A 24,545-nucleotide genomic window follows, 5' to 3' on the forward strand; every position below is an offset into this window, starting at 1 on the left:
CTATTGCGCGGCAGCCGCGAGCTGGCCGTGCCGGTCGAAGACGACCTCGCCGCCGAGCAGGGTCAGGTCGCAGCGCACGTCGTTCTCGACCTGCGCGACCGGGATCGCGAAGATGTCCTGCGAGAGCACGGCGATGTCGGCGAGTTGGCCGGGCACCAGCCGCCCGAGCCTGTCCTCGGCGAACTGGGTATAGGCGCCGAGCAGCGTGTAGGCGTGGACGGCCTCCGCCATGCTCAGCTTCTCGGCGCCGCCGATCTCGGTATGGCGCTTGGTCTGGCGGGTGACCATCGTGAACAGATTCTTGAACGGATCGGTGGCACAGACCGGCGCGTCCGAGCTCGCCGCGGCATGCAGGCCGCCATCGAGCCATTTGCGCATCGGATAGGAGGCGCCGGCGCGCTCCTCGCCCAGATTGATCACATAGAGATCGCCGAACTCGTAGATGAAGGCCGGCTGCGGCACCGGATCGATGCCGGCGGCGGCCATGCGCGCGAGCTGGCCGTCGGTCAGGAAGCCGCAATGCTCGATGCGGTGGCGGCGGCCCTTGATCGGATGTTCCGGGCTGTCGGCCTTTTCCATGCCGGAGAGCACCTGCTCGATCGCGGCATCGCCGATCGCATGGATGGCGAGCTGATAGCCGAGTTCGTGGTAGTGCCGGAGATAGCGGTGCATGTCGGCATCGGAATAGATGAAGATGCCCCGGTTATCGGGATCGCCGACGCGGTAGGGCTCGCTCATCGCGGCGGTCAGACCGCCGGCACTCCCGTCGCCGAAGACCTTCATCGCGCCGTAGCGCAGGAGGCCGGTCTCGCGGCCGAAACGGTAGCCCGCCGCATACGCCTCGTCGCCGATGCCGTCGGCATTGCCGTAGATGCAGACCCAGGTGCGGACCGGCAGAGTGCCGGCGCGCGCGACCTCCTCATAGGCCTCGATCTCGGCCATACCGGCGCCCATGCCGACGCCGGCATCCATCACGCTGGTGAAGCCCTGCGCGAGCATGTAGTGCCCGGCCTTCTCGATCGCGGCTTTCAGCTCCGCCATGCCGGGCTTCGGCATCGCCTCGACGATCAGGCGCATGGCGCTCTCGGCGAGCAGGCCGGTCAGCTTGTTGTCGCGGCGCTCGATCAGGCCGCCATCGGGGCTCGGCGTGTTGTGGCCGATCCCGGCCGCCGCCATGGCGCGGGTGTTGACGACGCCGACATGGCCGCAGGTGCGCTTGATATAGACTGGGTTGTCGGGCGCGACGCGGTCGAGCTCCTCGGCTGTGGGATGGCGGGCCTCGGCCAGCTCGTTATGGTCGTAGCCGCGGCCGGTGACCCATTCGCCGGGCTTCTTGCCCTTCACCGCGGCGGCGATGCGGCGCAGGATCTCGTCGATGCTGTTGACGCCCTCCTCGGGGCGCAGGTTGACCTCGCTCATCGCGAGGCCGAGCGGCAGCAGATGCATATGGGCGTCGTTCAGGCCGGGAATGGCGACGCGACCGGCGAGGTCGACGACCTTCGTCGCAGGTCCCTGCAAGGCGACGATCTCGGCGGCCGTACCGGCTGCCAGAACCTTCCCCCCGCCGATCGCCAGGGCTTCCGCGAAGCCTTCCGCCAAGCCGCAGAAGATGCGGCCATTCAACAAAACGGTCTCGGCTTGCGTCATCGGCCCGGATTACCCTGCTTTCCCTGTTGAATTCTCGTCGCGAGGCATTGGCGCGGCAGCAGTCTTCGGCAAGCATCTCCCGTGCCATGAGCGCAGCGATGCGCGCCCATGCAGCCCTATCGTGTCGAATGGGGGATCTGATCTGGACGGTGTGCTTTGGACGCGAAAACTATGCCACTCCGCCGGTTCCCCATGACACTATTTTCTTATTGGCTTTCCGGGAGCATTGCTCAGAATATTGAGCATGGCAAGGGCCGTCGAGCAGGCGGCCCCTGCATGACGCGCAGGCAGGACAAGGCGCGCAGAACGGGGAAACGGAGCGGTCATGAGCTTTGACGTCGGCGGAAGGCTGAAGGAAATCCGAGTCGCGGCCGGGCTTTCCCAGCGCGAGCTCGCAGCCCGCTCCGGCGTGACCCACAGCCTGATCTCGCTGATCGAGCAGAATCGCAACAGCCCCTCGGTCGCGTCGCTGCGCAAGATCCTCGACGGCATCCCGATGACGATGGTGAATTTTTTTGACGAAGCCCGGACGCCGCGCGACAAGGTCTTCTTCGAGGCTCCGGACCTGCTCGACCTGACCTCGCGCCTGCATCAGGTCAATGGCGGCGAGAGCCGGGGCCGGATGTCCTTCCGCCAGGTCGGGGATGCCCAGGCCCATAACCTGCAGATTCTCCACGAATCCTACGATCCCGGCGCCGATACCGGCGCGGCGATGCTCAAGCACGAGTCCCATGAGGGCGGCGTGGTCCTGTCCGGCGAGCTCGAGATCACCGTCGGCGATCAGATCAAGGTGCTGAAGCCGGGCGACGCCTATCTCTTCGACAGCCGCATCCCGCATCGCTACCGCAATATCGGGACGGAGCGCTGCATCGTCGTGAGCGCCTGCACGCCGCCTTATCTCTGACTTGACCCGACATGCGAGTCCTCAGGACGAGGGCTGAGGGAGTTCCAGACGATAGCCAAGCTCCAAGGACGCGCGTCGCATTGCGACGCGCGTCAACCTTAGAATTCATTTAAACTATTGATATTATTTGATTTTTACTCCGGTATCCGATAAGCATCGCCTCCTCACCGAGGTCACGATGCAAGCCGATTCCAGCTCCATTCAGAAATCCGCCACGAGCCTGGAGCTGTTCTCGCGCAATCTCTCGCTCTCCGCCGGCACCTTCCTGATCCAGGAAGGCGAGCGGATCGTCGGCCCGATGCGGCCGGGCCTCAAGGTCGCTGTCATGCTCGAAGGCCGGCAGGCGCTGGAGCTCGACAATCGCCCGGCCGTGCTGCTCGATGGGCCGACGGTGCTCGTCGCGGCCAATGGCGGCGAGCATACGCAGCAACGGACAGGCCTTGCCGACGGCGCGCTGCGCTGCGCGCTGATGCAGTTCGATTTCGATTTCGTCGCACGTGAATTCGGGGCGGATGTCGCCAGGGCGGCGCGCCTCGCCTGCTCCGACGATGCCGGCTTCTGGGTGCGCCCGGCCGACGCGCCGATCCGCTCGCTCGCGCTGCAGATGGCGGAATGCCCGGTCGGCGAGGCGCTGCGCCCGCTCTATCTCGCCGGCAAGGCGCTGGAGCTCGGCGCCCTCGTGCTGGACCGGATGCTTGGGGAGCGGCCCGTCCGCCCGGCAAGGCTCAATCCGCGCCTGCGCGAGCAAATCCATGCCGCGCGCGACCGCCTGCTCGAAACCCTGCAGGAGCCGCCGGGCCTGGCCGAGCTTGCGCGCGAATGCGGCCTCAACCCGACCAAGCTCACCTCGGCCTTCCGGACCGAGTTCGGCGCCAGCGTCTTCGAATACCTGCAGGAGCAGCGCCTGCAGCAGGCCTATGCGCTGATCGCGAGCGGAGAGGCCAGCGTCGCCGTCGCCGCCTTCCAGGTCGGCTACAGCCCGGCACATTTCTCCGGGCTGTTCCGCAAGCGCTTCGGCGTCGCTCCGAGCTCGCTGCGCTGATTCAGGCCATGAATCCGCTCCGCAGTTCTTGCCTGGACGCGTTCGAAACGCGACCGAAAGAAATACTGCCGCGATCGAAAGCCAAGCGCGTTGCCGCTCCGGCAGCCTTCCTGAAAGAACCCCGCAGACGAGGGCGCACAGGCGCCAGGGGCAGGAATGCAGGCATGATCGGGATCAACAGCAGCAATCGCGCGATGGGACGGGCCGGCGTGGCCCTGGTCGCCCTTCTCGCCGGCGGAGCCGGCACCGCACTGGCGCAGAACGCACAACAGCAATCGGCCAACACCGCGATCGGCCTCGACACGATCGAGGTCCAGGGCGAGCGCGCGAGCGGGCCGGTCAACGGCTATGTCGCCCGCCGCAGCGAGACCGCGACCAAGACCGACTCGCCGATCATGGAGACGCCGCAGTCGATCACCGTGGTCACGCGCGACCAGATGGACGACCAGGGCGCGACCACGGTCAGCCAGGCCCTGCGCTACAGCGCCGGCGTTCTCGGCGAAACGCGCCTGTCCTCCGGCGGCCGCTATGACAGCGTCTTCATCCGCGGCTTCGGCGGCGCGGGATCGGGCGCCGGCTTCGTCAACAATCTCGACGGCCTGCGTTATCTGCGCGGCGTCAACTTCCTCGTGCCGTCCTTCGAGCCCTGGGGTCTCGAACGGGTCGAGGTGCTGCGCGGCCCGTCCTCCGTGGTGTTCGGACAGGTGAAGCCCGGCGGTCTGGTCAACATGGTCAGCAAGCGGCCGCGGGACGAGAAGCACGGCGAAATGCAGCTCCGCATCGGCAATCGGCAGCGGGCCGAGATGGCCTTCGACATCGGCGGGCCGATCGACCCGCAGAAGACCTGGCTCTATCGCGTGGTCGGGCTCGGCCGCACCGCCGACACGCAGGTCGACAACACGCAGGACCAGCGCATCTTCATCGCGCCCTCCGTCACGTACCGGCCGAACGGCGCGACGACCTTCACGCTGATGGCGTCGTTCCAGCGCGATCCCGAGACCGGCTTCTACGGCTTCATCCCGGCGGTCGGCACCGTCCTGCCGAGCCGGGCCGGCCGCATCCATAGCGAGTTCTTCCCCGGCGAGCCGCGTTTCGAGGGCTATAGCCGCAACCAGGCCAATCTCGGCTGGGCCTTCGAGCATCGCTTCAACGACGTCCTCACCTTCCGCCAGAACGTGCGGGTCTCCGACCTCGAATCGCGCTTCCGGACCGTCGCGGTCGGCGGCATCGCCGCCGACCAGAAGACGCTGATGCGCCGCGTGACGATGTCGAACGAGAAGGCGCGCACCGCCGGCATCGACAACCAGCTCCAGGCCGATTTCCGCACGGGGCCGCTGACCCACAAGGTCCTGTTCGGCGTCGACGGATACTGGACGGACGGCGCCGCCTTCACCGGCGCCGGCGGCACGGTGCAGACGCTCGACTTCACCAACCCGATCTATGGGCGCCTGCCCTTCGCCCTGCCCGCGCTGGCCGGCACGAAGCAGACCACGGCTCAGTACGGCATCTATCTCCAGGACCAGATCAAGCTCGACCGGCTCTCGCTGCTGGTGGGCGGCCGCTTCGACCGGGCCGAGGCCCGCACCCGGGCGATGAGCACCGGCGTGCTGACCAAGCAGGATGACACCGCGCGCACCGGCCGCGTCGCGCTGATGTACAATTTCGACAACGGCTTCGCGCCCTATGCCAGCTACTCGACCTCGTTCGATCCGCAGGCGGGCACGACCTTCGCCGGCACGCCGTTCAAGCCGACCGAGGGCGAGCAGTTCGAGGCCGGCTTCAAATACGAGCCGCCGGGCATGAACGCCTTCCTGCAGGCCTCGGTCTACCAGCTCACCCAGACCAACGTCCCGACCACGGACCTCGCCCACCCGACCTTCCAGATCCAGACCGGCGAAGTCCGCGCTCGCGGCATCGAGGTCGAGGCGCGCGCGACCGTGTTCGAGAATCTCGACCTTGTCGCGGCCTATACCTATACCGATGCCGAGGTGACCAAGAGCAGCGGCGTCGACCTGCATAAGCGGCCGACGGTCGTGCCGCGCCATACCGCGGCGCTCTGGGGGCACTACACCTTCCGCACGGGCGTGCTCTCGGGCCTCGGCCTGGGCGCGGGCGTGCGCTATGTCGGCAGCGGCGCCGGCGACCCCGCCAACACCTTCTCGACGCCGGCCTATACGCTGGTCGATGCCGCGATCAGCTACGACCTCGCCGCGGCCAGCCCGGCGCTCAAGGGCTGGAAGGTTCAGGTCAACGCCCAGAACCTGTTCGACAAGGAGTATATCTCCGGCTGCTACGGCACGACGCAGTGCTCCTTCGGCCTGCGCCGCACGGTCCTCGCGACGCTGTCCTATCGCTGGTGACGTCGCCGATGCAGCCGAACAGCACTCCCGGCATCAGCCTCGCTCCCGTCATGCTGCCGCAGGCCTGGCAGCGCGGTTTCGAGGCACGGGACGGGTCGCGCTACCGGCTGCTGATCTCGGTGCCGGAGGGGACGCCTCCTGCACGCGGCTTTCCTGCCCTCGTGCTCGTCGACGGGCATGCCCTGTTCCCGCCGGCCGCCATGGCTGCCGGCCTGCAGGCGCAGCGTCCGGAAGCGACCAGCGTCGGGTCTGCCGTCGTGATCGGCATCGGCTATCCCGACGGGCGGCCCTTCGATGCCGAGCGGCGCCAGTGCGATCTCCTGCCGGTTCCCGGCGGGGCCGACCGATTCCTCGACATGATCGTCACCGAGCTGCTGCCGGCCGTGGCCGAGATCGCGCCGCTCGACCCGAGAAGGCACGCACTTGCCGGCCATTCCTATGGCGGACTCTTCGTCCTGCACGCGCTGTTCACCCGACCCGGCCTGTTCGAGGCCCATGTCGCCGGCAGCCCGTCGATCTGGTGGCAGGACCGCGCCATCCTCGCGAGCGAGGACGCCTTCCGGCGCGGTGGTTCGGCTCCGGCCGGGCGGCTCCTGATCACGGTCGGCAGCCATGAACAGGCCCCCGCCCTCGCTGTCACGCCGCAGCGGGCAGAACGCCTCGCGCGGGCGCGGATGCGCGACAATGCCGCCGAGATGGCGGAACGGCTGTCTGCCTCGGGCCGCGTCGATTGCAGCTTCGTCGAATTCCCCGGCGAGAACCATGTCTCGGTGATCCTGCCGATGCTCGCGCGCACGATCGCTTTCACGCTCGCCGGTACGGCGCAGGACAAGGCGGCAGCGGCATGATGCTCGACAGACGCGCATTGATCCTGGCGGGCTTGAGCTGGCCTGCGCTGCCGGCCCTGGCTTCTTCTCCGGTCACCACGACCGATGTGCTCGGCCGCACCATCAGGCTCGCCGCACCGGCGAAGCGCATCGTGCTGGCGCAAGGGCGCCAGCTCAACGCGCTCGGCCTGATCCACCCCGATCCCGTCAGCATCCTCGCCGGCTGGGGCAGCGATCTCGAACGGCAGAACCCCGACGGGCTCGCGCGCTACCGGGCGCGCTTCCCGGCCATCGACGCGCTGCCGCTCGTCGGCGACGGCGGCACCGCCGGCGGGTTCTCGCTGGAACAGGCGATCGCGCTGGGCCCCGATCTCGTCGTGCTCAGCAAATCGCTCGCCGGCACGCGCCGCGGCCCCGGCGATCTCGTCGAGAAGCTGGAAGCGGCCGGCATTCCCGTCGCGGTCGTCGATTTTTTCCTGGAACCGCTGCGCGACACCGTGCCGAGCCTCAGGGCGCTCGGCATCCTCACCGGCCAGCAGGAGCAGGCGGAAAAGCTGATCGCCTTCTACGAGCAGCGGATGAAGCGGATCGCCAGCCGGATCGCGGATGCGAAGCGCCCATCCATCTTCATCCACGCCCATGCCGGCGGCTACGATTGCTGCATGACGGCCGGGCAGGGCACGTTCAACGAATTCATCCAGGCAGCGGGTGGGCGGAATATCGCCGCTGCGATGCTGCCGGGCGCGACCGGACAGATCGGTCTCGAACAGCTCATCGGCGCCGACCCGGATGTCTATGTCGCGACCGGCGGTACACATCTCGCCAAGCTCGGCGGGCTCGTGCTCGGCCTCGGCGTCAGCGAGTCGGATGCGGCCGAGAGCTTCGCCAAGCTCGTCGGCACGCCGTCGCTCAAGATGCTCAGCGCCATTGAGAAGCGCCGCGCCTTCGGCTTCTGGCACCTGTTCAACGATACCCCGCTGCACGTCGTCGCGATCGAGGCGCTGGCGAAATGGCTCCACCCGGAGCGCTTCGCCGATATCGACCCGGCCACGACGCTCGCGGAGGGCGCGCGCTTCTCGGCGATCCCGCTCGACGGAACGCTCTGGATCGCGGCGCCGCACAAGCCTTGACGGAGACCATCATGCTGGCCACCTCGACCCGGATCGCCCTCGCCAACCCGGCGGGCGTCCTGAAGCCGCTCTGCGAGCATCTCGTCGAGCACGAGGCCGTCATCACCGAGCAGGGCGGCACGACGCTCATCGCGCTGGACGGCAGCCTGGCACGGATCGACCTTTCGTCCGCCGCGCTCGATGTCCATGTCGAAGCGCCGGACCTGTCCACGCTTCTGGGCATGAAGCGCGCCATCGCCAGCCATGTCATCGAATTCGCCCCGAAGGACGCCGCACCGGAGATGCGCTGGAGCGGCGACGGCACCGGCCCCGCCTTGCCGCCCGAGTTCCGCATCCTGACGGTGACCGGCGTCGAGCGGATCACGCCGAATATGGCCCGCATCCGCTTCACCGGTGAGAACCTCGCGCGCTACGACCATATCGACGCGCTGCATGTGCGCTTGTTCATTCCCCCGGTCGGCGTGAGCGAGCCGAGCTGGCCGATGGTCGGCGATGACGGTTTGCTGCTGCCTTCGCCGGCCGAAACCCGGCCGCTGGTGCGCAAATACACGATCCGCGAGATCGACGTCGCTGCGGGCACGCTCGCGCTCGATTTCGTGCTGCATGAGGATGCCGGCCCCGGCTCGGCCTTCGCCTTCCGGGCCAAGGCCGGCGACCGGATCGGCATGGCGGGCCCCGGCGGGCGCGGGCTCAAGCCGGCCGAGCGCTACGTCTTCCTTGCCGACGAAACCGGTTTGCCGGCCGTGGCGCGGATGCTGGAGAAGCTCCCGGCCGAGGCCGTGGGCCAGGTCTTCATCGAAGTTGCCGATGCAGCCGAGGAACAGCCCCTGCGCCATCCGGCCGGTGTGTCGCTGACCTGGCTGCATCGCGGCGTGGCGGCGCCGGGCAGCCTGCCGCTGCTGCAGGATGCCTTCGCGACGCTCGACTGGCCGGAAGACGGTCCCTCGACCTATCTCTGGTCGGCGTCGGAACATGCCGCGTTCAAGGCGATCCGGGCGGCGTCCCGCGGCAAGCTCCGGCCGGATCGCGACCAGAACCTCGTCGTCAGCTACTGGCGCGCCGGGGCTTCGGACGAGGAGCATGTGGCTGCCAAGAAGGCGGAAGCCGCGAAGGGTTGAGCGGTCAGAAGTAACTTCGCAAGTCGAGCCCTCATCCTGAGGAGCCGCAGAGCGGCGTCTCGAAGGATGCTCCAGATAGTTCCCGAGTCTCCTGAAACATCCTTCGAGACGCCATCCCTTCGGGACGGCTCCTCAGGATGAGGGCTCAGGGAACATCCGATCCGACGCTCACGCCTCGCGCACCGCCACGATGAACAGGCGCGGGAAGCGCAGCAGCACCTTGCCGTCGCTTTCGACCGGATAGTGCGGCGCGATGCGCTCGAGATAGCGCGCAAGGAAGCCCTTCTGCTCCTCGGCCGTCAAACGGTCGAGATAGGGCTTCAGGCCCGTGCTCTTGAACCATTCGGCGATGGCTTCGAGATTGGCTAGCGCGTGGACATAGGTCGTCTGCCAGATATCGACGCGGCAGCCGGCCTCGATCAGCCAGCGCCGGTATTCGCCGAAGGAGCCGATCGTCGCGCGCTCGGCCTTGGCGTTCGCGAGCGTCTCCGCCCAGGGACCTTCAGCCGCTACCTCGCGCATCGCGACATGGGAGGGCTCGTTGAGATTGTTCGGCATCTGCACGGCGAGGCAGCCGCCTGATGTCAGCGAGCGCGCCAGACGCGGGAACAGGCCCTGATGATCGGGCAGCCATTGCAGAACGGCATTGGCGAAGATCACGTCATAGCCCGCCGTATCCGACCAGCTATTCACGTCACCGAGGATGAAGGAGAGGTTGGGCAGGCGCTTCCTCGCCTTCTCCAGCATGTCCGGCGAGGAATCGAGACCCTCTGTGACGGCATCAGGGTAGCCCGCGGCAACCAGTTCCGTGCTGTTGCCGGGGCCGCAGCCGAGATCGATGCAGCGCTTGGGATCGTTCAGCGGCACGCGGGCGAGCAGGTCGATCGAAGGCCGCGTCCGCTCATCCTCGAAGCGCAGATATTGCGCGGCGTCCCAATCCGGCTTGGCGTTCATCGCTCGCTCCCATCGCACAGCGCCGACACAGGAAGCAGCGCTGTGCGTCTCTTCTAGCGCGAAACTTCGGCGTCGGCAGGCTTGCGCGCAAGAAGGGCGAAACGGGTCGAGGAGGCCAGCCGGATCGCATCATGCAGCGGTGCGGCGCGCTGCTGCTCGCGCACGACCTGATGGTAATCGGCCGGGACGATGTCGGTGAAGCCGGCGGCGGTCAGCATCGTCTCCAGACGCTGACGGCTCAAGCCATCCTTGAAATAGAAGCGGCTGGTGATCGAGGCATGGGTGTCGGCGTCGATCTGGTGGACGGCGGCGCCGCGCTTCTCGCGCAGCCAATTGCCGAAGCGGTTGACCAGCGCCTGCCAGCGCGTGCGGTTGACCCAGTCGCCGTCGATGACCAGCAGGCGGCCGCCGGGGCGCAGGACGCGGAACCATTCGCTCAGCGCCGCTTCCGGGTCGGTCAGGGTCCAGACGAGATGGCGGGTGATCGCCGCGTCGTAGCTTTCATCCTCATCGAGCAGATGCTCGGCATCGCCCAGCCGGAAGCGGGCGGCCTTGCCGTGCTTGGCGCGAGCGCGCTCCAGCATCGCCTCGGAGAAATCGAGCGCGGTGACGCGGTGGTTCAGCGAAAGCAGGGCCCGCGTGATCTCGCCGGTGCCGCAGGCGAGATCGAGCACGTCGAGCGGCTGCGAGCCGAAAGAATCGCCGATCAGGCGCTGGAAGGCCTTCAATTCGCGATCCGATTTGATCGCGTGGCCGAAGGAGAGATCGAAGCTCTCGGCCCGCGCCGACCAATAGGCGCGGATCTCTTCCTTCAGGGTGAAATTGTCGTGCGTCGAGGGAGCGGACATGTATCAGTGACCGTTGATATAGGGCTCGACCAGAAGCGTGCCCCGAGCCGAATGCTCCAGATGCACGCCGACCGCATATGTCTCCGAGACCGCCTCATGCGCAAGCACCTCGGCGGGCGCGCCGGCCTGCGCGATGCGCCCGGAATTCATCACCAGAACCCGGTCGGCGAAGCGCGCTGCCAGCGAAAGATCGTGGATCGCCACCACGGTGACGATATCGCGCCGGCGCGTTGCTTCGCGGATCGTCGCCATGACGTCGAGCTGGCGGCGCACGTCGAGGGCGCTGGTCGGCTCGTCGAGCAGAAGGACGTCGGGCTCGCGCACCAGCGCCTGGCCGATCGCGGCGAGCTGGCGCTGGCCGCCGGAGAGCGTGGCGATGTCGCGCGAGGCAAAGGGTGCGAGGCCAAGCTCCTCGATCACCGCCTCGACGGCGCGGGTATCCTCGGGCGAGGCCGCGAGCGCATAACCACGATGCAGGCTCTTGCGGGCAAGCAGGATGATGTCGAAGACCGAGAGCGCGACGCGCGCGCCGGTATCCTGCGCGAGATAGAAGACCCTGCGGGCCCGCTCGCGCTGGGAGAGCTGCGAGAGGTCATGGCCGTCGAGCCCGACCCTGCCGCGCTCGGGCCGCAACAGGCCGGCGGCGCAGCGGAACAGGGTCGATTTGCCGGAGCCGTTGGGGCCGACCAAAGCGGCAAGCTCGCCGCGCGGCAGGGCCTCGGTGCCGAGCCCCTGCAGGACAGGGGTCGTGCCATAGCGGAAATCGAGATCGCGGATCAGCAGCGCCATGGCTCAGACTCCCCGCCCGCGGATCGACATGACCAAACTGATGAAGAAGGGCACGCCGATCAGCGCCGTGATGATGCCGATCGGATAGATCACGCCGGGCGTGATCACCTTCGAGACGGTAGAGGCGAGCGAGAGCAGCACGGCGCTCGCGATCGTCGCGGTCGGCAGGAAGAAGCGCTGGTCCTCGCCGACCAGAAGCCGGGCAATATGCGGGCCGACGAGGCCGATGAAGCCGATGCCGCCGACAAAGGAGACGGAGACGGCGGCGAGCAGCGAGGTCGCGACGAGGATTTCCAGGCGTAGGCGGTCGACGCGAACGCCGAGACTCTCGGCGCGTTCGTCGCCGAGGCGGAGCGCCGTCAGCGCCCAGCCGCGCATCAGGAAGAACGGCAAAGCCAGCGCGATCAGCAGCGCGGCGACGCCGACCTTCTCCCAGCTCGCGCGGGCGAGGCTGCCCAGCGTCCAGAACACGATCTGGGTGAGCTGCACCTCGTTCGAGCGGTATTGCAGAAGCGCGGTGATGGCGTTGCAGGTGAAGAGCAGGGCGATGCCGACAAGGATCATCGTCTCGGCGCTGACGCCGCGCAGCTTGGTCATGAGGAACAGGACGAGCGATGCGGCCAGCGCGAAGATAAAAGCATTGGCGGTGACGATATAGGGGCCGGCGCCGGGGATGACGCTCCAACCGAAGACGATCGCCACGGAGGCGCCGACCGTCGCGGCGGCGGAGACGCCGAGCGTGAAGGGATCGGCCAGCGGGTTGGCGAGGATGGTCTGCATGCCCGCCCCGCTCAGGCCCAGCATAGCGCCGACGGCCATCGCCATCAGCGCGATCGGCAGGCGCAGGTCCCAGACGATGACGGAGAGCCGCGGCGTGGCCGATCGCGGATCGACCAGCGTGCTCAGGACGTCGGCGAGCGGGAGGTTGCCGGGACCGATCGAGACATCGAGCGCCAGCGCGACGGCGAGCGCGACGAGGCCGAGCAGGACGAGCTTCAGCCGGCGCGCATTGCGCCGGCGATAGTCCCCGGTGGCATTCGCCGTCATGGGCAGGGTCGCGGCCATCGTCGCTCGGGCCATCGTTACTGGAGCTTGGCCCAGAACACGCCGGAATAGGGGATCGGCAGGAACTTCTCGTGGAATTCCCTGAAGACCGCCTCCGGGTCGACGTCCTTGAAGCGGTCCGGATAGAACTCCTTCGCCATGGCGAGCTCGGCGATGAAGTAATAGGGCGCGTCGTAGAACTGGTGGTAGAAGGCCATCACCTTCCTGGCCTGCACCGCCTTGAGCTGCTGGAAGCCCGGACGGTTCATCAGCGCCGCCAGCTCCCTCTGCACCTTCTCGGGCGTCGCGTCATAGCCGAGGCTGACGGCGCTGCTGCCGGGATTGCTGCCGTACCAATTGGCGCCCGTGAGGAAATAGACGTCCGGATTGTCGGCGAGCACCTTCTCCTGCGCGGCCTGCGCCTGGAAGGCGGAGAAGAACTGGCTGCCCCAGTTGCGCCCGCCGGCTTCCTCGATGAAGCGGCCGAAATTGAACGGGCCGAAGGTGGCGCAGCAGGGCAGCAGGCCGGCGGCGCGCTCGACGAAGACCAGCGGCTTCTGCTTGTCGGGAATCGCGCCGACGCGGGCATAGATGCTGCGGGTCTGGCGCATGTAGTAGTCGGCGAAAGCGTTCGCCTCCTTCTCGCGGCCGAGGATGCGGCCGAGCAACTGCACGCTCGGCAGCACGTTCTGGGTCGGGTCCTGGCGGAAATCGACGAAGACGGTGGTGATGCCGGCCTTCTCGAGCTTGCCGAGCAGGCCCGTCTCCTGCGCCTTGAAGTAGTTTGAGAGGTCGAGGATGTAGACCTCGGTGCCGAGCGAGGCGATCTTCTCCATGCTGACATCGGCCGCATAGGGATTGCCCATGTCCGCGACGTCCTTCGCCTTCGGGAACTTGGCCAGGTATTTCTGCCAGGCGCCCGGATCGTTCTGGATCAGGTCGTTGCCCCAGCCGACGACGCGCTTGAACGGGTCCTCGCGGTCGAGCATGGCCAGCGTATAGAGCTGGCGGCCTTCGCTGAGCACGATCTTCTGGGGGTCGCGCGTGACATTGACGACGCGTCCGGCGAGATCGGTGACCTCGATCGTTTCGGCAACGGCAGCACCGGCAAACAATACGGATGCGCCGATCAGGACGGCGGAAGAAAGACGGGAAAGCCAGAGGGGAGCGGGCATTGGAGAGCATCCTGCCGGGGAAGACGCCCTCGCGCTATCACAGCTCGTCTTGGGACGGCAAAGCAATTCTATCTGTTTTGAATCGATCTAAATTAGATCTATTCTAGAATACTTTCAGGGTTGCTGGAAATCAGCCGCTCTGAGCTGAGCAACTTCCAAGGAAGAACCATCGTCATCCCGGACAAACGGTGCAGCCGCGCCGATCCGGGATCCATCGTAGAGCCCCGGCTCCCGTCGATGGATCCCGGGTCAAGCCCGGGATGACACTGTGGTTCCACAGCAAGCGCTTAAGACAGTCTCTCGGCCCCCGCCATCGCCTCACGCGCCCGTCTGGCGAAGCGCCGAGCGAGCGGCGCGACCTCGGCCGCATTGGCCGCGGCGGCCGTGCCGGCACGAACCCGGTCTGCGATGCCGACGAAGATCACGGCGAAGCGAAACAGCGCGAAGACGAGATGGAAGCGCAGGAGCGGCGCCGTCGGCACCGCATGGGCGTAGTAATGCGCGAGGAACTCGGCCTCGGTCGGGATACCCAGCGCGGCGCGATCGAGCCCGAGGATGCCGCCATATTCGTCCGGCGCCGTGTGCCAGGGCATGGCGCAATAGCCGAGATCGGCGAGCGGATGGCCGAGCGTCGACAATTCCCAGTCGAGAATGCCGATCACTTCCGGCTTCTCGGGATGAAAGAGCAGGTTGCCGAGCCGGAAATCGCCATGGGCGATCGAGACCTGGCCGTCATCATCCGGCAGATGCGCCGGCAGCCAGTCGGCGACCGCCTCCAATTCAGGGATCGGCTCGCCCGACGATTCCCTGAGCTGTTTGGTCCAGCGCGCGATCTGGCGCTCGAAATAATTGCCCGGGCGGCCGAAATCGCCGAGCCCGACCGCGTCGGGCGTCACCGCATGCAGCTTCGCCAGCGCCTCGGCCATGCCGAGATAGAGGCCGCGCCGCTCGGCCGGCTCCAGACCGGGCAAGGCGGCGTCATGGAAGACGCGGCCTTCCAGCCGCTCCATCAGATAGAAGGGCGTGCCCAGTGGCTCGGGATCGGCGTGGAAGAGCACGGCGCGTGGCACCGGTACATTGGTCGGCCCGAGGGCTTCGAGCACACGGAACTCGCGATCGATCGCATGGGCGCCGCGCAGGATCGGGCCTGTCGGCTGCTTGCGCAGCACGAGCCGGCGCGTGCCCCAGTCGACGAAATAGGTCGGGTTGGATTGGCCGCCACCGATCCGTTCGAGCGCGAGTTCACCGGCGCCGAACTGCGCGCGCAAGATGTCAGCCAGAGCGGCCGGATCGAAGTCGATGGCGAACGGCACCGGCACTGCCATCGCCTCAGCCCTGCGTCTGACCGGTGACGGGCCAGTGCCAGAAATCCCGGCCTTCCTGCGTCAGGAAGCGGTTCAGCACCATCTTGTGGACCTCGTCGGCGCCGTCGACCAGGCGGGCCTGACGGGCGTAGCGGTAGATCCATTCGAGCACGGTGTCCCTGGAGTAGCCGCGCGCGCCGTTGACCTGGATCGCGACATCGGCGGCGTCGTGCAGGACGTTGGCGACCTGGACCTTGGCCATCGAGACCTCCTTGCGGGCGAAGCCGCCGCGGTCGAGCTCCCAGGCCGCCTTCATCACCAGCAGGCGGCCGATCTCGATGCGCATGGCGAGATCGCCGAGCTTGAGCTGGATGCTCTCGCGGTCCGCGAGGCGCTGGCCGAAGCCGTAACGCTCGGCGGCATAGGCCTGCGCGATCTCGATGCAGCGCTTCGACAGGCCGAGCCAGCGCATGCAATGGGTCAGGCGGGCCGGGCCGAGGCGAACCTGCGTCACCTTCATGCCCCTGCCCTCGCCGGCCAGCACATTCTCGGCGGGGATTTCGAGCCCGTTGAATTCAAGCTCGCAATGGCCGCCATGCTCTTCAGGGCCCATGATCTCGATGCGGCGCAGGATGCGCCAGCCCGGCTGGTCGGCATGGAAGAGGAAGGCGGTGAGGCCGTTGCGGGAATCGTCCGAGGTGCGGGCGACCAGGATGAAATGCTTGGCCTCCTCGGCGCCGGTGATGAACCATTTGCGGCCGCTGACGATGTACTTGTCGCCGCGCCGCTCGGCTTTCGTCAGGATCATCGAAGGGTCGGAGCCGCCGCCCGGATGCGGCTCGGTCATGGCGAAGGCGGAGCGGAGCCTGCCCTCGACGATCGGCTTCAGCCATCTCTCCTTCTGCTCGGGCGTGCCGAGCGCTTCCAGCACCATCATGTTGCCGTCGTCGGGCGCGGCGGAATTGAACACGGCCGGGCCGAAGATCGAGCGGTTCATCTCCTCATAGCAAACCGCCATGCCCATCTTGCCGAGGCCTGCCCCGCCGGTCTCCGGCTTGAGCTGCAGGCACCAGAGCCCTTCGGCGCGGGCCTTGGCCCGCATCCTGTCGAGCAAGGGCAGCGCGATATTGCCATGGGCGTCGTAGGAGGCCCGGTCTGCTTCGAGCGGCAGGACCTCGCGCTCGACGAAGGCGGCGACCCGCGCGCGGTAATCCTCGATACGGGAAGAAATCTCGAAATCCATGACCGTGCTCACAGGGACGAAACGAGATGGCCGCCATCGACTTCGATGGTGGAGCCGGTGATGTAGCTTCCGGCGCTCGATGCAAGCAGCAGCAGCGCGCCGTCGAGCTCCTCAGGTCGGCCCAGCCTTCTTTGCGGGATGCGCCTGATCAGGTTCAAGCCGGCTTCGGTCGCGAAGAAGTCGCGGTTTATATCGGTCTCGATATAGCCGGGGCAGAGCGCATTGACGCGGATGCCGTCACGCGCCCATTCGAGCGCGAGCGCCTTGGTGAGCTGGATCACGCCCGCCTTCGAGGCGGCATAGGCGCTGACGCCGCCGGCGACGCGATGGCCGAGAATCGAGGCGATATTGACGATGGTACCGCCCTTGCCGGCTTCGCGCATGCCGCGCGCCACGGCCTGAGCGACGAGGAACACGCCCTTGAGATTGGTGTCGAGCACCGCATCCCACTCGGCTTCCGAGATGTCGGACGCCCGCCCGGCGCCGCTGACTCCGGCATTGTTGATCAGGATGTCGAAAGACCGACCGGCGAGCGCCTGCCCGATCGAGACGGCATCGGCCACGTCCAGCACGAGGCCTTCCGCGGCCCCGCCCGATGCGGTGATCGTCGCGCGCGCCTCATCCAGTGCGGTCTGCCTGCGCGCCGCAAGCGTGACCTCGACGCCATGGTGCGCGAGCAGCCTGGCGAAATGCAGTCCCAGCCCGCCGGACGCTCCCGTCACCAGCGCGGTCTTTTCCGAAAGATCTTCGAACATCAGGCATCCCGTTTCGAACCGGCTCAAGTCTCGGCCGGTTGCCGGCGGCGATCAAGGCGCCCAAACGTCGAAGAGCCCCGGCGCGAACGCCGAGGCTCCCTGATTCATCACCGCCGATCAGCGGCGGGCTGATTACTGCCAGGTCTGGCGGCCGTACCAGGCATCGACATCGCTGCGGGCCTTGTCCTTGGCGAGGCCATAGCGCTCCTGGATCTTGCCTTCGAGCTGGTCGCGCTTGCCCGCGATGACGTCGAGATCGTCATCGGTCAGCTTGCCCCACTGCTCCTTCACCTTGCCCTTGAGCTGCTTCCAGTTTCCTTCGACGCGGTTCCAGTCCATCGGGACCTCCTCGTGTGAGTGTGGATTCCCTGAAAGAACGCGCCAGCAGCGCGATGGTTCACCAAAAAAAGCCCGCCGCAATAAATCACCCGGATAAATTCTTGCCTTATTAAAATCCGGATATTAATAGGCATCCAACGAACGGGATGGGTTTGACCAATGCAGATGGCGGACAGGAAGGCGGCGACGGCCGCCTACAAGTAACGGAAGACGGTGGCGGGTATCTTCGCCTTCCATTGCGCGGCGGCCGGGCTGACATGGGTCGGACGCGCGCCCGATCTTTCAACGATCGAGAACCGCCTGCGCTTCACGCTGCGCCATGGCAGCCACAGGCAGCGCTCGCTGCAGGCGGCATGGACGATACATGGCCCTGAGGCCTTCCGCTTCGAGGCGCTCGAAAGGCTGGAGGACGAGGATATCGTCTATGTCCTGGATCGCGTGCTGAAGGAACGGCTCGCCCATTGGCAGGCGAAGCTCGGCGCCGAGGCGCTTTAAGCACCCAATTGCGGTCACTGGGCGCTGTCCTTGTCATTCCGGGGCGCGCCCCGGAATGGCAGTGGTGGTTTGGCTCAGGGTCGCGCGGCAGCGCCCGCTCAATCGTCCATCTTAAGGGCGGCGATGAAGGCTTCCTGCGGGATTTCGACCTTGCCGAACTGCCGCATCTTCTTCTTGCCTTCCTTCTGCTTCTCCAGAAGCTTGCGCTTGCGGGTCGCGTCACCGCCATAGCACTTGGCGGTCACGTCCTTGCGCAGCGCGCGGATGGTCTCGCGGGCGATGATCTTGCCGCCGATCGCGGCCTGGACCGGAATCTGGAACATGTGCGGCGGGATCAGGTCCTTGAGCTTCTCGCACATGGCGCGGCCGCGCGACTCGGCGCGTGTGCGGTGGACCAGCATCGAGAGCGCGTCGACCGGCTCGGCATTGACCAGGACCGACATGCGCACCAGGTCGCCCTCGCGATAATCGGTAATCTGGTAGTCGAAGGAGGCATAGCCCTTCGAGATCGACTTCAGCCGATCGTAGAAATCGAAGACGACTTCGTTGAGCGGCAGGTCGTAGACCACCTTGGCGCGCGAGCCGACATAGCCGAGATCGATCTGCAGGCCGCGCCGGTCCTGGCAGAGCTTCAGCACCGAGCCGAGATATTCGTCCGGCGTGAAGATCGTGGCACGGATCCAGGGCTCGTCGATCGCCTCGATCTTCATCACGTCCGGCATGTCGGCCGGGTTGTGCAACTCCAGCGTCGAGCCGTCGCGCAGGCGCAGGTGATAGACGACCGAAGGCGCCGTCGAGATCAGGTTGAGGTTGAACTCGCGCTCCAGCCGCTCCTGGATGATCTCCAGATGCAGCAGCCCGAGGAAGCCGCAGCGGAAGCCGAAGCCGAGCGCGGCCGAGGTCTCCATCTCGTAGGAGAACGAGGCGTCGTTCAGGCGCAGCTTCGCCATGGCGCCGCGCAGCAATTCGAAATCGGCGGCATCGACCGGGAAGATGCCGCAGAACACCACCGGCTGCACCGGCTTGAAGCCCGGCAGCGGCTCGGCGATCGGCTTCTTCTCGTCGGTGATGGTGTCGCCGACGGCGGTATCGGCGACCTCCTTGATCGAGGCGGTGAAGAAGCCGACCTCGCCGGGGCCGAGCTGCTTGACCTCGGCCATCTTGGGCTTGAACACGCCGACGCGGTCGACGCCGTAGGAGGCGTTGGCGCGCATCATGCGGATGGTCATGCCCTTCTTCAGCACGCCGTCGATGATGCGCACGAGCACGACGACGCCGAGATAGGCGTCGTACCAGCTATCGACCAGCATTGCCTTCAGCGGGGCGTCCGGATCGCCCTTGGGGGCGGGGAGCTTCTCGACGATGGCCTCGAGCACGCCCTCGATGTTGAGCCCGGTCTTGGCCGAGATCGGCACGGCTTCGGAGGCGTCGAGGCCGATCACGTCCTCGATCTGCTGCTTGATCCGGTCGGGATCGGCGGCCGGCAGGTCGACCTTGTTGAGGACGGTGACGATCTCGTGGTTGGCGTCGAGCGCCTGGTAGACGTTGGCGAGCGTCTGCGCCTCGACGCCCTGCGAGGCGTCGACCACCAAGAGCGAGCCCTCGCAGGCCGCGAGCGAGCGCGAGACCTCATAGGCGAAGTCGACATGGCCGGGGGTGTCCATCAGGTTCAGGATGTAGGTCTTGCCATCCTTCGCCTGGTAATCCAGCCGCACCGTCTGCGCCTTGATGGTGATGCCGCGCTCCTTCTCGATATCCATCGAGTCGAGGATCTGGTCGCTCATGTCGCGGGCGGCGACGGTGCCGGTCTGCTGGATCAGACGGTCGGCCAGCGTCGACTTGCCGTGGTCGATATGGGCAACGATCGAGAAGTTGCGGATATTGTCGATGGTGCGGGCGCTCATGCGCGCGCCATAGCAGTGAAGCCGCGCGGCGCCAAGCGGTTGGCGCGTTTCCAAGCTCGGCCGGCGACGATTAAACTCTCCGGTCATCCCGGGCGCAGCGCCGCGAAGACCCGGAACCCGTCCGATAACGGTTAAGGCATGGATCCCGGATCGGCGCCGCTTCGCGGCTTGTCCGGGATGACGGTGCGGGTTGCCAGCTCTGGCCGTGTGCAACTTTCGTGAGCGCAAAACCGATAAGGCTTGCAAATTCCAATATCTGAGAATTATTCTCTGTGCATGGAATTCGACCACGACATCGAGATCGACCGCGTGCTCGGCCAGCGCCTCAAGGCCGCTCGCCAACGCCATGGCCTGACCCTCGACGCACTCGCCGAGCGCAGCGGCGTCAGCCGGGCAATGATCTCCCGCATCGAGCGCGGCGAATCGAGCCCGACGGCGGCGCTGCTGGTCCGGCTCGGCTCCGGCCTCGGCCTCTCCCTCTCGTCGCTGCTGGAAGAGAACGCAGGAAGCGGGCCGTTGGCACGTCGCGGCGCCCAGCCGGTCTGGCGCGATCCGGCGAGCGGCTACCTGCGTCGCAACGTCTCGCCGCGCGGGACAGGCTCTGCTTTCGAGATCGTCGAGGTGGAATTGCCGGCCGGCGCCGAAGTGAGGCTCGACAATGCGACGGGCGCCGCGGCGCTCGACCAGCAGATCTGGGTGCTGCGCGGCCGGCTCGACCTGGCCGTGGAAGGGATCCGCCAGGAACTCGCGGAGGGCGACTGCCTGCAGATGCACCTGCGCGGCCCGATCGTCTACCGCAATCCGGGCGATGCACCCGTCCGCTACGCCGTCATCCTCGCCGCCCGGAGCGGCGCCTTTCCGGGACATATCGCATGAACGCGACCAGCCTCGCCGCCTCCATCGAAACGCTTGATGCCACCGAAGCCGAAGCGGCCGTTCCGGCGCTGGCGGAGATCCTGCGCGACTGCGTCGCGAACGGCGCCTCGCTCGGCTTCATGAGCTGGAACACGGCCGCCGATTACGAACGCTTCTGGCGCGATGTCGCGACGGGCGTCGCCGACGGTCGGGTCATCCTGCTGGCCGCGCGGACCGGCGATGGCATCGTCGGCACGGCCCAGCTCCACCTGATCGGCAAGACGAACCAGCCGCACCGGGCCGACATCGCCAAGGTTCTGGTACATTCGCGCGCCCGCCGGCAAGGCATCGGCGAGGCACTGATGCAGAGGGCCGAGACGATCGCGCGGGAGAAGGGTCGCAACCTGCTGGTGCTCGACACGGACGAGCACAGCGCGGCGCGGCGGCTCTACAACCGGCTGGGCTGGACGGAAGCCGGCACCATCCCACGTTATGCGCTGATGCCGGACGGGGCCGATTGCGGCTCGACGTTCTTCTACAAGAGCCTGGCTTGAACCACCCTTGTCATTCCGGGGGGGCGCCGCAGGCGCGAACCCGGAACCCACGACCGGGTAGGGCATTTGATATCCCACGACGAGCGGCTCGCCCAGTCGTGGCTTCCGGGTTCTTCGCTGCGCGAAGCCCCGGAATGACAATGGAGGCTCAGCCCTCGACGTTGCCGCGGATATAGGGCTCGACCGGGCCCTTGAGCATGATCGTCATCGGACGGCCGAAACGGTCCTTGGCGTTGCCGGCGGCGACCTTCACCCAGCCCTCGGAGACGCAATATTCCTCGACATTGGTCTTCTCGACGCCCTTGAAGCGGATGCCGATATCGCGCGCCAGCACCTCTTCGTTGTAAAAGGGGCTCTCCGGGTTGACGGACAGACGGTCGGGAAGCTGCTCGGACATGAGTGTCGCACCTGAATTGCGGAAAGGAATGCCTTGCCCGCTCGATAACCGCTTCCGCCGACAAAGCCAACTTTCCCGGGAAACACGCGTCATTCCGCTTCAAGCCTTGAATGACAGCCGGTGAAGAACGGCTGACTCTCACGCCGCCAGATCGGCCACCAGCGCATCGAGCAGCAGGGCGCCATCGGGCGTCGCCGCGAGCCGGCCGCCCGCGCGCTCCATCAGCAGCTTCTGCTCGATCAGGCTGGCGACGCGCCTGGCATCGAGCGGGCGCCCGGCCAGCGCCTTGAACACCTGCGGGTCGATGCCCTCGACGAGCCGAAGCCCCATCAGCAGGTACTCGTCGCCCTGCGCTTCATCGCTGAGGCGCTCGTCCTCGACCAGCGCATGGCCCTCGGCTTCCACCCGCTCCAGCCAGATTTCCGGCCGCTTCTCGGTGGAATGCGCCATGCGGCCTTCGCTCGTCACCAATCGGCCATGGGCGCCCGGCCCGATGCCGGCATATTCGCCATAGTGCCAGTAGACGAGGTTGTGCCGGCATTCCGCGCCCGGCCGGGCATGGTTGGAGATTTCGTAGACCGGCATGCCGTGCCGGGCCGTGATCTCCTGCGTGATCTCGTAGAGCGCGGCGCCGGCCTCGTGATCGGGAATGGCGAGCTTGCCGGCGCGGAACAGGCGCTCGAAGGCCGTGCCGGGCTCGATCGTGAGCTGGTAGAGCGAGAGATGCTCGGCCGCATGGCTGATCGCCAGCTCCAGCTCGGCGCGCCAGAGCGCGGGCGTCTGCAAGGGCGAGCGGGCATAGATCAGGTCGAAGGAATAGCGCTCGAAATATTGCCGCGCGATCGCAACCGCCGCGAGCGCCTCCTCGGCCGAATGCATCCGGCCGAGCGCCTTGAGATCGGCATCGTTCAGCGCCTGCACGCCGAGCGAGACGCGGTTGACGCCGGCCGCGCGGAAATCGCGGAAGCGCCCGGCCTCGACGCTGGTCGGATTGGCCTCCAGCGAGACCTCGCAGTTCGGATCGACCGCCCAGTGCTCGCCGATCGCATCGAGGATTGCGCCGACGGTCTTCCCCTCCATCAGCGAGGGCGTGCCGCCGCCGAAGAAGATCGAGGAGACCGTGCGGCCGGGCACCAGCGCGGCGCGATGCGCAATCTCGCGGCGGAAGGCGGCGATATAGCGCTGCTGGTCCGGCGGCTGCAGCCGGACATGGCTGTTGAAGTCGCAATAGGGGCATTTGGCCAGGCAGAACGGCCAATGCACATAGACGGCGAAGCCCGCATCCGCGGTCGGATGCAGGATCGAAGGCCGCGCGACGAGTGCGGCCGGGGCGCTCACGCCGGCTTCCTCAGGCAGGCGGCGGCGAGCTCATGGAAGGCGCGCGCACGATGCGACAGGCCGGGCGAGCCATCGGCCGGAATGCCGTGCTTCTCCTCAGCCGTCATCTCGCCGAAGGTCTTGCCGTGTCCATCGGGCAGGAAGATCGGATCATAGCCGAAGCCGCCGAGGCCGCGCGCCTGCTCGGTCACGGTGCCGAAGACACGGCCCTCGAACAGCTCCTGATGCCCGTCCGGCCAGGCGATCACCAGCGCCGAGACGAAATGCGCCTTGCGCTTCTCGGGCGCGATGGCGCCGCGCTTGGCGAGCTCCATCTGCACGCGCCCGATCGCCGGGGCGAAATCCTTGCCTGGTCCGGCCCAGTTGGCCGAGAACAGGCCCGGCGCGCCGTCCAATGCATCGATGCAGATGCCGGAATCGTCGGCAAGTGCCGGTAGCCCGCTGGCGGTCGCGGCGGCGACCGCTTTGATCGCCGCGTTCTCCGAGAACATGTAGCCGTCCTCTACGGGCTCGGGCAGGCCGAGCTCGCCTGCCGAGACGAGAGCGATGCCATAGGGCGCCAGCAAGTCGCGCATCTCGCGCAGCTTGCCCTGGTTATGGGTCGCGATCACTACCTTGCCGGTAAGGAGGCGATGTTCAGCCATGGCAGTTTCGGTCCGTCTCAAACGTTCACGGTCATCCCGTGTGACCGGAGGGAGACCCGGGATTCATGCTGGAACGGTTCAGGAATGGATCCCGGATCGGCGCCGCTGACGCGGCTTATCCGGGATAACGCGCGAGAATGAAACCGCGCCAGCATCAAATTAGCCCACCGCCGCCTTCTGCAGCGTGACGAGCTGGGCGACGCCGCCCTTGGCGAGCTTCAGCAGCGACAGAAGCTCTTCCTCGGAGAAGGGGGCGCCTTCGGCCGTGCCCTGCACCTCGACGATGCCGCCCGAGCCGGTGATGACGAAATTGGCGTCGGTCTGCGCACCGGAATCCTCGACATAGTCGAGATCGATCACCGGGTTGCCGGCGACGATGCCGCAGGAGATCGCGGCGACATGGTCCTTCAGCGGGTTCGTGCCCTTGAGCAGGCCGCGCCCCTCCATCCATTTCAGCGCATCGTGCAGCGCGACCCAGGCGCCGGTGATCGAGGCCGTGCGGGTGCCGCCATCGGCCTGGAGCACGTCGCAATCGACGACGATCTGGCGCTCGCCGATCGCGGTAAGGTCGACCACGGCGCGCAGCGAGCGGCCGATCAGGCGCTGGATTTCCTGCGTGCGGCCGGACGGCTTGCCGGAGGTGACCTCGCGGCGCGTGCGCTCATGCGTGGCGCGCGGCAGCATCGAATATTCGGCGGTGACCCAGCCCTTGCCGGTGCCGCGCAGCCACGGCGGCCCCTTTTCCTCGACGGTCGCGGCGCAGAGCACCTTGGTCTCGCCGAACGTGACCATGCAGGAGCCCTCGGCATAGCGCACCACGCCGCGTTCGAGCGTGACCTTGCGCATCTCGTCGGCGGCGCGTTTGGAGGGTCGCATGAA

At 67.0% G+C, this 24,545-nt stretch carries 24 protein-coding genes; 9 read left to right on the forward strand and 15 right to left on the reverse strand.

From position 1 onward, the window contains the following. Positions 1-1,647: an amidohydrolase gene (locus tag OCUBac02_RS00610; RefSeq protein WP_173043062.1), complete on the reverse strand. Its 1,647-nt coding sequence runs from the start codon at positions 1,645-1,647 to the stop codon at positions 1-3. A 325-nt stretch (positions 1,648-1,972) separates the two neighbouring features. Here OCUBac02_RS00610 and OCUBac02_RS00615 point away from each other — a divergent pair, with 325 nt between their 5' ends. The 6 genes from OCUBac02_RS00615 (at position 1,973) to OCUBac02_RS00640 (ending at position 9,028) form a co-directional block, all read left to right on the forward strand. Further along, complete coding sequence (locus tag OCUBac02_RS00615) at positions 1,973-2,551, forward strand: cupin domain-containing protein (RefSeq protein ID WP_047574877.1); 579 nt, start codon at positions 1,973-1,975, stop codon at positions 2,549-2,551. 178 nt (positions 2,552-2,729) lie between these two features. Further along, positions 2,730-3,593, forward strand: coding sequence for a helix-turn-helix transcriptional regulator (locus OCUBac02_RS00620; protein WP_173043063.1), 864 nt, complete (start codon positions 2,730-2,732; stop codon positions 3,591-3,593). 164 nt (positions 3,594-3,757) lie between these two features. Beyond that, positions 3,758-5,953, forward strand: coding sequence for a TonB-dependent siderophore receptor (locus OCUBac02_RS00625; protein ID WP_197933297.1), 2,196 nt, complete (start codon positions 3,758-3,760; stop codon positions 5,951-5,953). A gap of 8 nt (positions 5,954-5,961) precedes the next feature. After that, positions 5,962-6,801 carry an alpha/beta hydrolase gene (locus OCUBac02_RS00630; protein ID WP_173043064.1) on the forward strand — a complete coding sequence of 280 codons (840 nt, stop codon included), beginning with the start codon at positions 5,962-5,964 and terminating at the stop codon, positions 6,799-6,801. Beyond that, entirely contained in the window at positions 6,798-7,910 is a 1,113-nt protein-coding gene (locus OCUBac02_RS00635) for an ABC transporter substrate-binding protein (protein WP_173043065.1), read from the forward strand. The genes OCUBac02_RS00630 and OCUBac02_RS00635 overlap by 4 nt, the downstream gene beginning before the upstream one ends. A gap of 11 nt (positions 7,911-7,921) precedes the next feature. Beyond that, the gene (locus tag OCUBac02_RS00640) at positions 7,922-9,028 is read left to right on the forward strand and encodes a siderophore-interacting protein (RefSeq protein WP_173043066.1); all 1,107 of its coding nucleotides are present in this window, start codon (positions 7,922-7,924) and stop codon (positions 9,026-9,028) included. A 168-nt stretch (positions 9,029-9,196) separates the two neighbouring features. Here the strand turns inward: OCUBac02_RS00640 and tam are convergent, their stop codons facing one another. The 9 genes from tam to OCUBac02_RS00685 form a co-directional block, all read right to left on the reverse strand. Continuing rightward, positions 9,197-9,982: a trans-aconitate 2-methyltransferase gene (tam, locus tag OCUBac02_RS00645; RefSeq protein WP_173043067.1), complete on the reverse strand. Its 786-nt coding sequence runs from the start codon at positions 9,980-9,982 to the stop codon at positions 9,197-9,199. 53 nt (positions 9,983-10,035) lie between these two features. Beyond that, positions 10,036-10,830 carry a class I SAM-dependent methyltransferase gene (locus OCUBac02_RS00650; RefSeq protein ID WP_173043068.1) on the reverse strand — a complete coding sequence of 265 codons (795 nt, stop codon included), beginning with the start codon at positions 10,828-10,830 and terminating at the stop codon, positions 10,036-10,038. Positions 10,831-10,833: 3 nt separating this feature from the next. After that, positions 10,834-11,619, reverse strand: coding sequence for an ABC transporter ATP-binding protein (locus OCUBac02_RS00655; protein WP_047579307.1), 786 nt, complete (start codon positions 11,617-11,619; stop codon positions 10,834-10,836). Between the two features lie 3 nt (positions 11,620-11,622). Next, on the reverse strand, positions 11,623-12,684 hold the full coding sequence (locus OCUBac02_RS00660) for a FecCD family ABC transporter permease (RefSeq protein ID WP_173043069.1): 1,062 nt from the start codon (positions 12,682-12,684) through the stop codon (positions 11,623-11,625). A 17-nt stretch (positions 12,685-12,701) separates the two neighbouring features. After that, on the reverse strand, positions 12,702-13,838 hold the full coding sequence (locus OCUBac02_RS00665; RefSeq protein WP_173043070.1) for an ABC transporter substrate-binding protein: 1,137 nt from the start codon (positions 13,836-13,838) through the stop codon (positions 12,702-12,704). Between the two features lie 287 nt (positions 13,839-14,125). Next, positions 14,126-15,163, reverse strand: coding sequence for a phosphotransferase family protein (locus OCUBac02_RS00670; protein WP_173043071.1), 1,038 nt, complete (start codon positions 15,161-15,163; stop codon positions 14,126-14,128). 4 nt (positions 15,164-15,167) lie between these two features. Further along, a complete protein-coding gene (locus tag OCUBac02_RS00675) occupies positions 15,168-16,385 on the reverse strand; it encodes an acyl-CoA dehydrogenase family protein (protein WP_173043072.1) in 1,218 nt (405 codons plus the stop codon). Positions 16,386-16,393: 8 nt separating this feature from the next. Continuing rightward, positions 16,394-17,140 (reverse strand): SDR family NAD(P)-dependent oxidoreductase, encoded by a 747-nt coding sequence (locus OCUBac02_RS00680; protein WP_173043073.1) that lies wholly within the window; start codon positions 17,138-17,140, stop codon positions 16,394-16,396. Positions 17,141-17,272: 132 nt separating this feature from the next. After that, the gene (locus OCUBac02_RS00685) at positions 17,273-17,479 is read right to left on the reverse strand and encodes a CsbD family protein (RefSeq protein ID WP_047573131.1); all 207 of its coding nucleotides are present in this window, start codon (positions 17,477-17,479) and stop codon (positions 17,273-17,275) included. Between the two features lie 213 nt (positions 17,480-17,692). On the opposite strand from OCUBac02_RS00685, the gene OCUBac02_RS00690 reads away from it, so the two are divergent. Then, a complete protein-coding gene (locus tag OCUBac02_RS00690) occupies positions 17,693-17,974 on the forward strand; it encodes a GIY-YIG nuclease family protein (protein WP_244639048.1) in 282 nt (93 codons plus the stop codon). A 98-nt stretch (positions 17,975-18,072) separates the two neighbouring features. Here the strand turns inward: OCUBac02_RS00690 and lepA are convergent, their stop codons facing one another. Beyond that, positions 18,073-19,878 (reverse strand): translation elongation factor 4, encoded by a 1,806-nt coding sequence (lepA, locus tag OCUBac02_RS00695; protein WP_173043074.1) that lies wholly within the window; start codon positions 19,876-19,878, stop codon positions 18,073-18,075. 276 nt (positions 19,879-20,154) lie between these two features. Between lepA and OCUBac02_RS00700 the strand changes: the two genes are divergently transcribed. Then, positions 20,155-20,754 carry a helix-turn-helix domain-containing protein gene (locus OCUBac02_RS00700; RefSeq protein WP_173043075.1) on the forward strand — a complete coding sequence of 200 codons (600 nt, stop codon included), beginning with the start codon at positions 20,155-20,157 and terminating at the stop codon, positions 20,752-20,754. Further along, positions 20,751-21,287, forward strand: coding sequence for a GNAT family N-acetyltransferase (locus OCUBac02_RS00705; protein ID WP_173043076.1), 537 nt, complete (start codon positions 20,751-20,753; stop codon positions 21,285-21,287). Before OCUBac02_RS00700 ends, OCUBac02_RS00705 begins: the two co-directional genes overlap by 4 nt. Before the next feature lie 148 nt (positions 21,288-21,435). On the opposite strand, the gene OCUBac02_RS00710 is transcribed toward OCUBac02_RS00705, so the two are convergent. From OCUBac02_RS00710 to rph, 4 genes are all read right to left on the reverse strand, one after another. Continuing rightward, positions 21,436-21,684 (reverse strand): DUF3297 family protein, encoded by a 249-nt coding sequence (locus tag OCUBac02_RS00710; protein WP_173043077.1) that lies wholly within the window; start codon positions 21,682-21,684, stop codon positions 21,436-21,438. Positions 21,685-21,822: 138 nt separating this feature from the next. Continuing rightward, positions 21,823-23,022 (reverse strand): radical SAM family heme chaperone HemW, encoded by a 1,200-nt coding sequence (gene hemW, locus OCUBac02_RS00715; protein WP_244639049.1) that lies wholly within the window; start codon positions 23,020-23,022, stop codon positions 21,823-21,825. Continuing rightward, positions 23,019-23,666, reverse strand: a complete 648-nt coding sequence (gene rdgB, locus OCUBac02_RS00720; protein ID WP_173043078.1) for an RdgB/HAM1 family non-canonical purine NTP pyrophosphatase — start codon at positions 23,664-23,666, stop codon at positions 23,019-23,021. The genes hemW and rdgB overlap by 4 nt, the downstream gene beginning before the upstream one ends. Positions 23,667-23,825: 159 nt before the next feature. Then, positions 23,826-24,542: a ribonuclease PH gene (gene rph, locus OCUBac02_RS00725; protein WP_173043079.1), complete on the reverse strand. Its 717-nt coding sequence runs from the start codon at positions 24,540-24,542 to the stop codon at positions 23,826-23,828. Between the last annotated feature and the right edge of the window lie 3 nt (positions 24,543-24,545).

Origin of the sequence: Bosea sp. ANAM02, from assembly GCF_011764485.1 — a bacterium.
GTDB lineage: Bacteria > Pseudomonadota > Alphaproteobacteria > Rhizobiales > Beijerinckiaceae > Allobosea.

Bases quoted from the DNA above. Each gene is read 5' to 3' on its own strand.
- OCUBac02_RS00665 (WP_173043070.1), bottom strand. From the start codon at position 13,838: ATGCCCGCTCCCCTCTGGCTTTCCCGTCTTTCTTCCGCCGTCCTGATC.
- OCUBac02_RS00675 (WP_173043072.1), bottom strand. From the start codon at position 16,385: ATGGATTTCGAGATTTCTTCCCGTATCGAGGATTACCGCGCGCGGGTC.
- OCUBac02_RS00650 (WP_173043068.1), bottom strand. From the start codon at position 10,830: ATGTCCGCTCCCTCGACGCACGACAATTTCACCCTGAAGGAAGAGATC.
- OCUBac02_RS00615 (WP_047574877.1), top strand. From the start codon at position 1,973: ATGAGCTTTGACGTCGGCGGAAGGCTGAAGGAAATCCGAGTCGCGGCC.
- OCUBac02_RS00670 (WP_173043071.1), bottom strand. From the start codon at position 15,163: ATGGCAGTGCCGGTGCCGTTCGCCATCGACTTCGATCCGGCCGCTCTG.
- lepA (WP_173043074.1), bottom strand. From the start codon at position 19,878: ATGAGCGCCCGCACCATCGACAATATCCGCAACTTCTCGATCGTTGCC.
- OCUBac02_RS00655 (WP_047579307.1), bottom strand. From the start codon at position 11,619: ATGGCGCTGCTGATCCGCGATCTCGATTTCCGCTATGGCACGACCCCT.
- OCUBac02_RS00610 (WP_173043062.1), bottom strand. From the start codon at position 1,647: ATGACGCAAGCCGAGACCGTTTTGTTGAATGGCCGCATCTTCTGCGGC.
- OCUBac02_RS00620 (WP_173043063.1), top strand. From the start codon at position 2,730: ATGCAAGCCGATTCCAGCTCCATTCAGAAATCCGCCACGAGCCTGGAG.
- OCUBac02_RS00635 (WP_173043065.1), top strand. From the start codon at position 6,798: ATGATGCTCGACAGACGCGCATTGATCCTGGCGGGCTTGAGCTGGCCT.
- OCUBac02_RS00660 (WP_173043069.1), bottom strand. From the start codon at position 12,684: ATGGCCGCGACCCTGCCCATGACGGCGAATGCCACCGGGGACTATCGC.
- rdgB (WP_173043078.1), bottom strand. From the start codon at position 23,666: ATGGCTGAACATCGCCTCCTTACCGGCAAGGTAGTGATCGCGACCCAT.
- tam (WP_173043067.1), bottom strand. From the start codon at position 9,982: ATGAACGCCAAGCCGGATTGGGACGCCGCGCAATATCTGCGCTTCGAG.
- OCUBac02_RS00705 (WP_173043076.1), top strand. From the start codon at position 20,751: ATGAACGCGACCAGCCTCGCCGCCTCCATCGAAACGCTTGATGCCACC.
- OCUBac02_RS00710 (WP_173043077.1), bottom strand. From the start codon at position 21,684: ATGTCCGAGCAGCTTCCCGACCGTCTGTCCGTCAACCCGGAGAGCCCC.
- OCUBac02_RS00625 (WP_197933297.1), top strand. From the start codon at position 3,758: ATGATCGGGATCAACAGCAGCAATCGCGCGATGGGACGGGCCGGCGTG.
- OCUBac02_RS00700 (WP_173043075.1), top strand. From the start codon at position 20,155: ATGGAATTCGACCACGACATCGAGATCGACCGCGTGCTCGGCCAGCGC.
- OCUBac02_RS00680 (WP_173043073.1), bottom strand. From the start codon at position 17,140: ATGTTCGAAGATCTTTCGGAAAAGACCGCGCTGGTGACGGGAGCGTCC.
- OCUBac02_RS00630 (WP_173043064.1), top strand. From the start codon at position 5,962: ATGCAGCCGAACAGCACTCCCGGCATCAGCCTCGCTCCCGTCATGCTG.
- OCUBac02_RS00685 (WP_047573131.1), bottom strand. From the start codon at position 17,479: ATGGACTGGAACCGCGTCGAAGGAAACTGGAAGCAGCTCAAGGGCAAG.
- OCUBac02_RS00640 (WP_173043066.1), top strand. From the start codon at position 7,922: ATGCTGGCCACCTCGACCCGGATCGCCCTCGCCAACCCGGCGGGCGTC.
- rph (WP_173043079.1), bottom strand. From the start codon at position 24,542: ATGCGACCCTCCAAACGCGCCGCCGACGAGATGCGCAAGGTCACGCTC.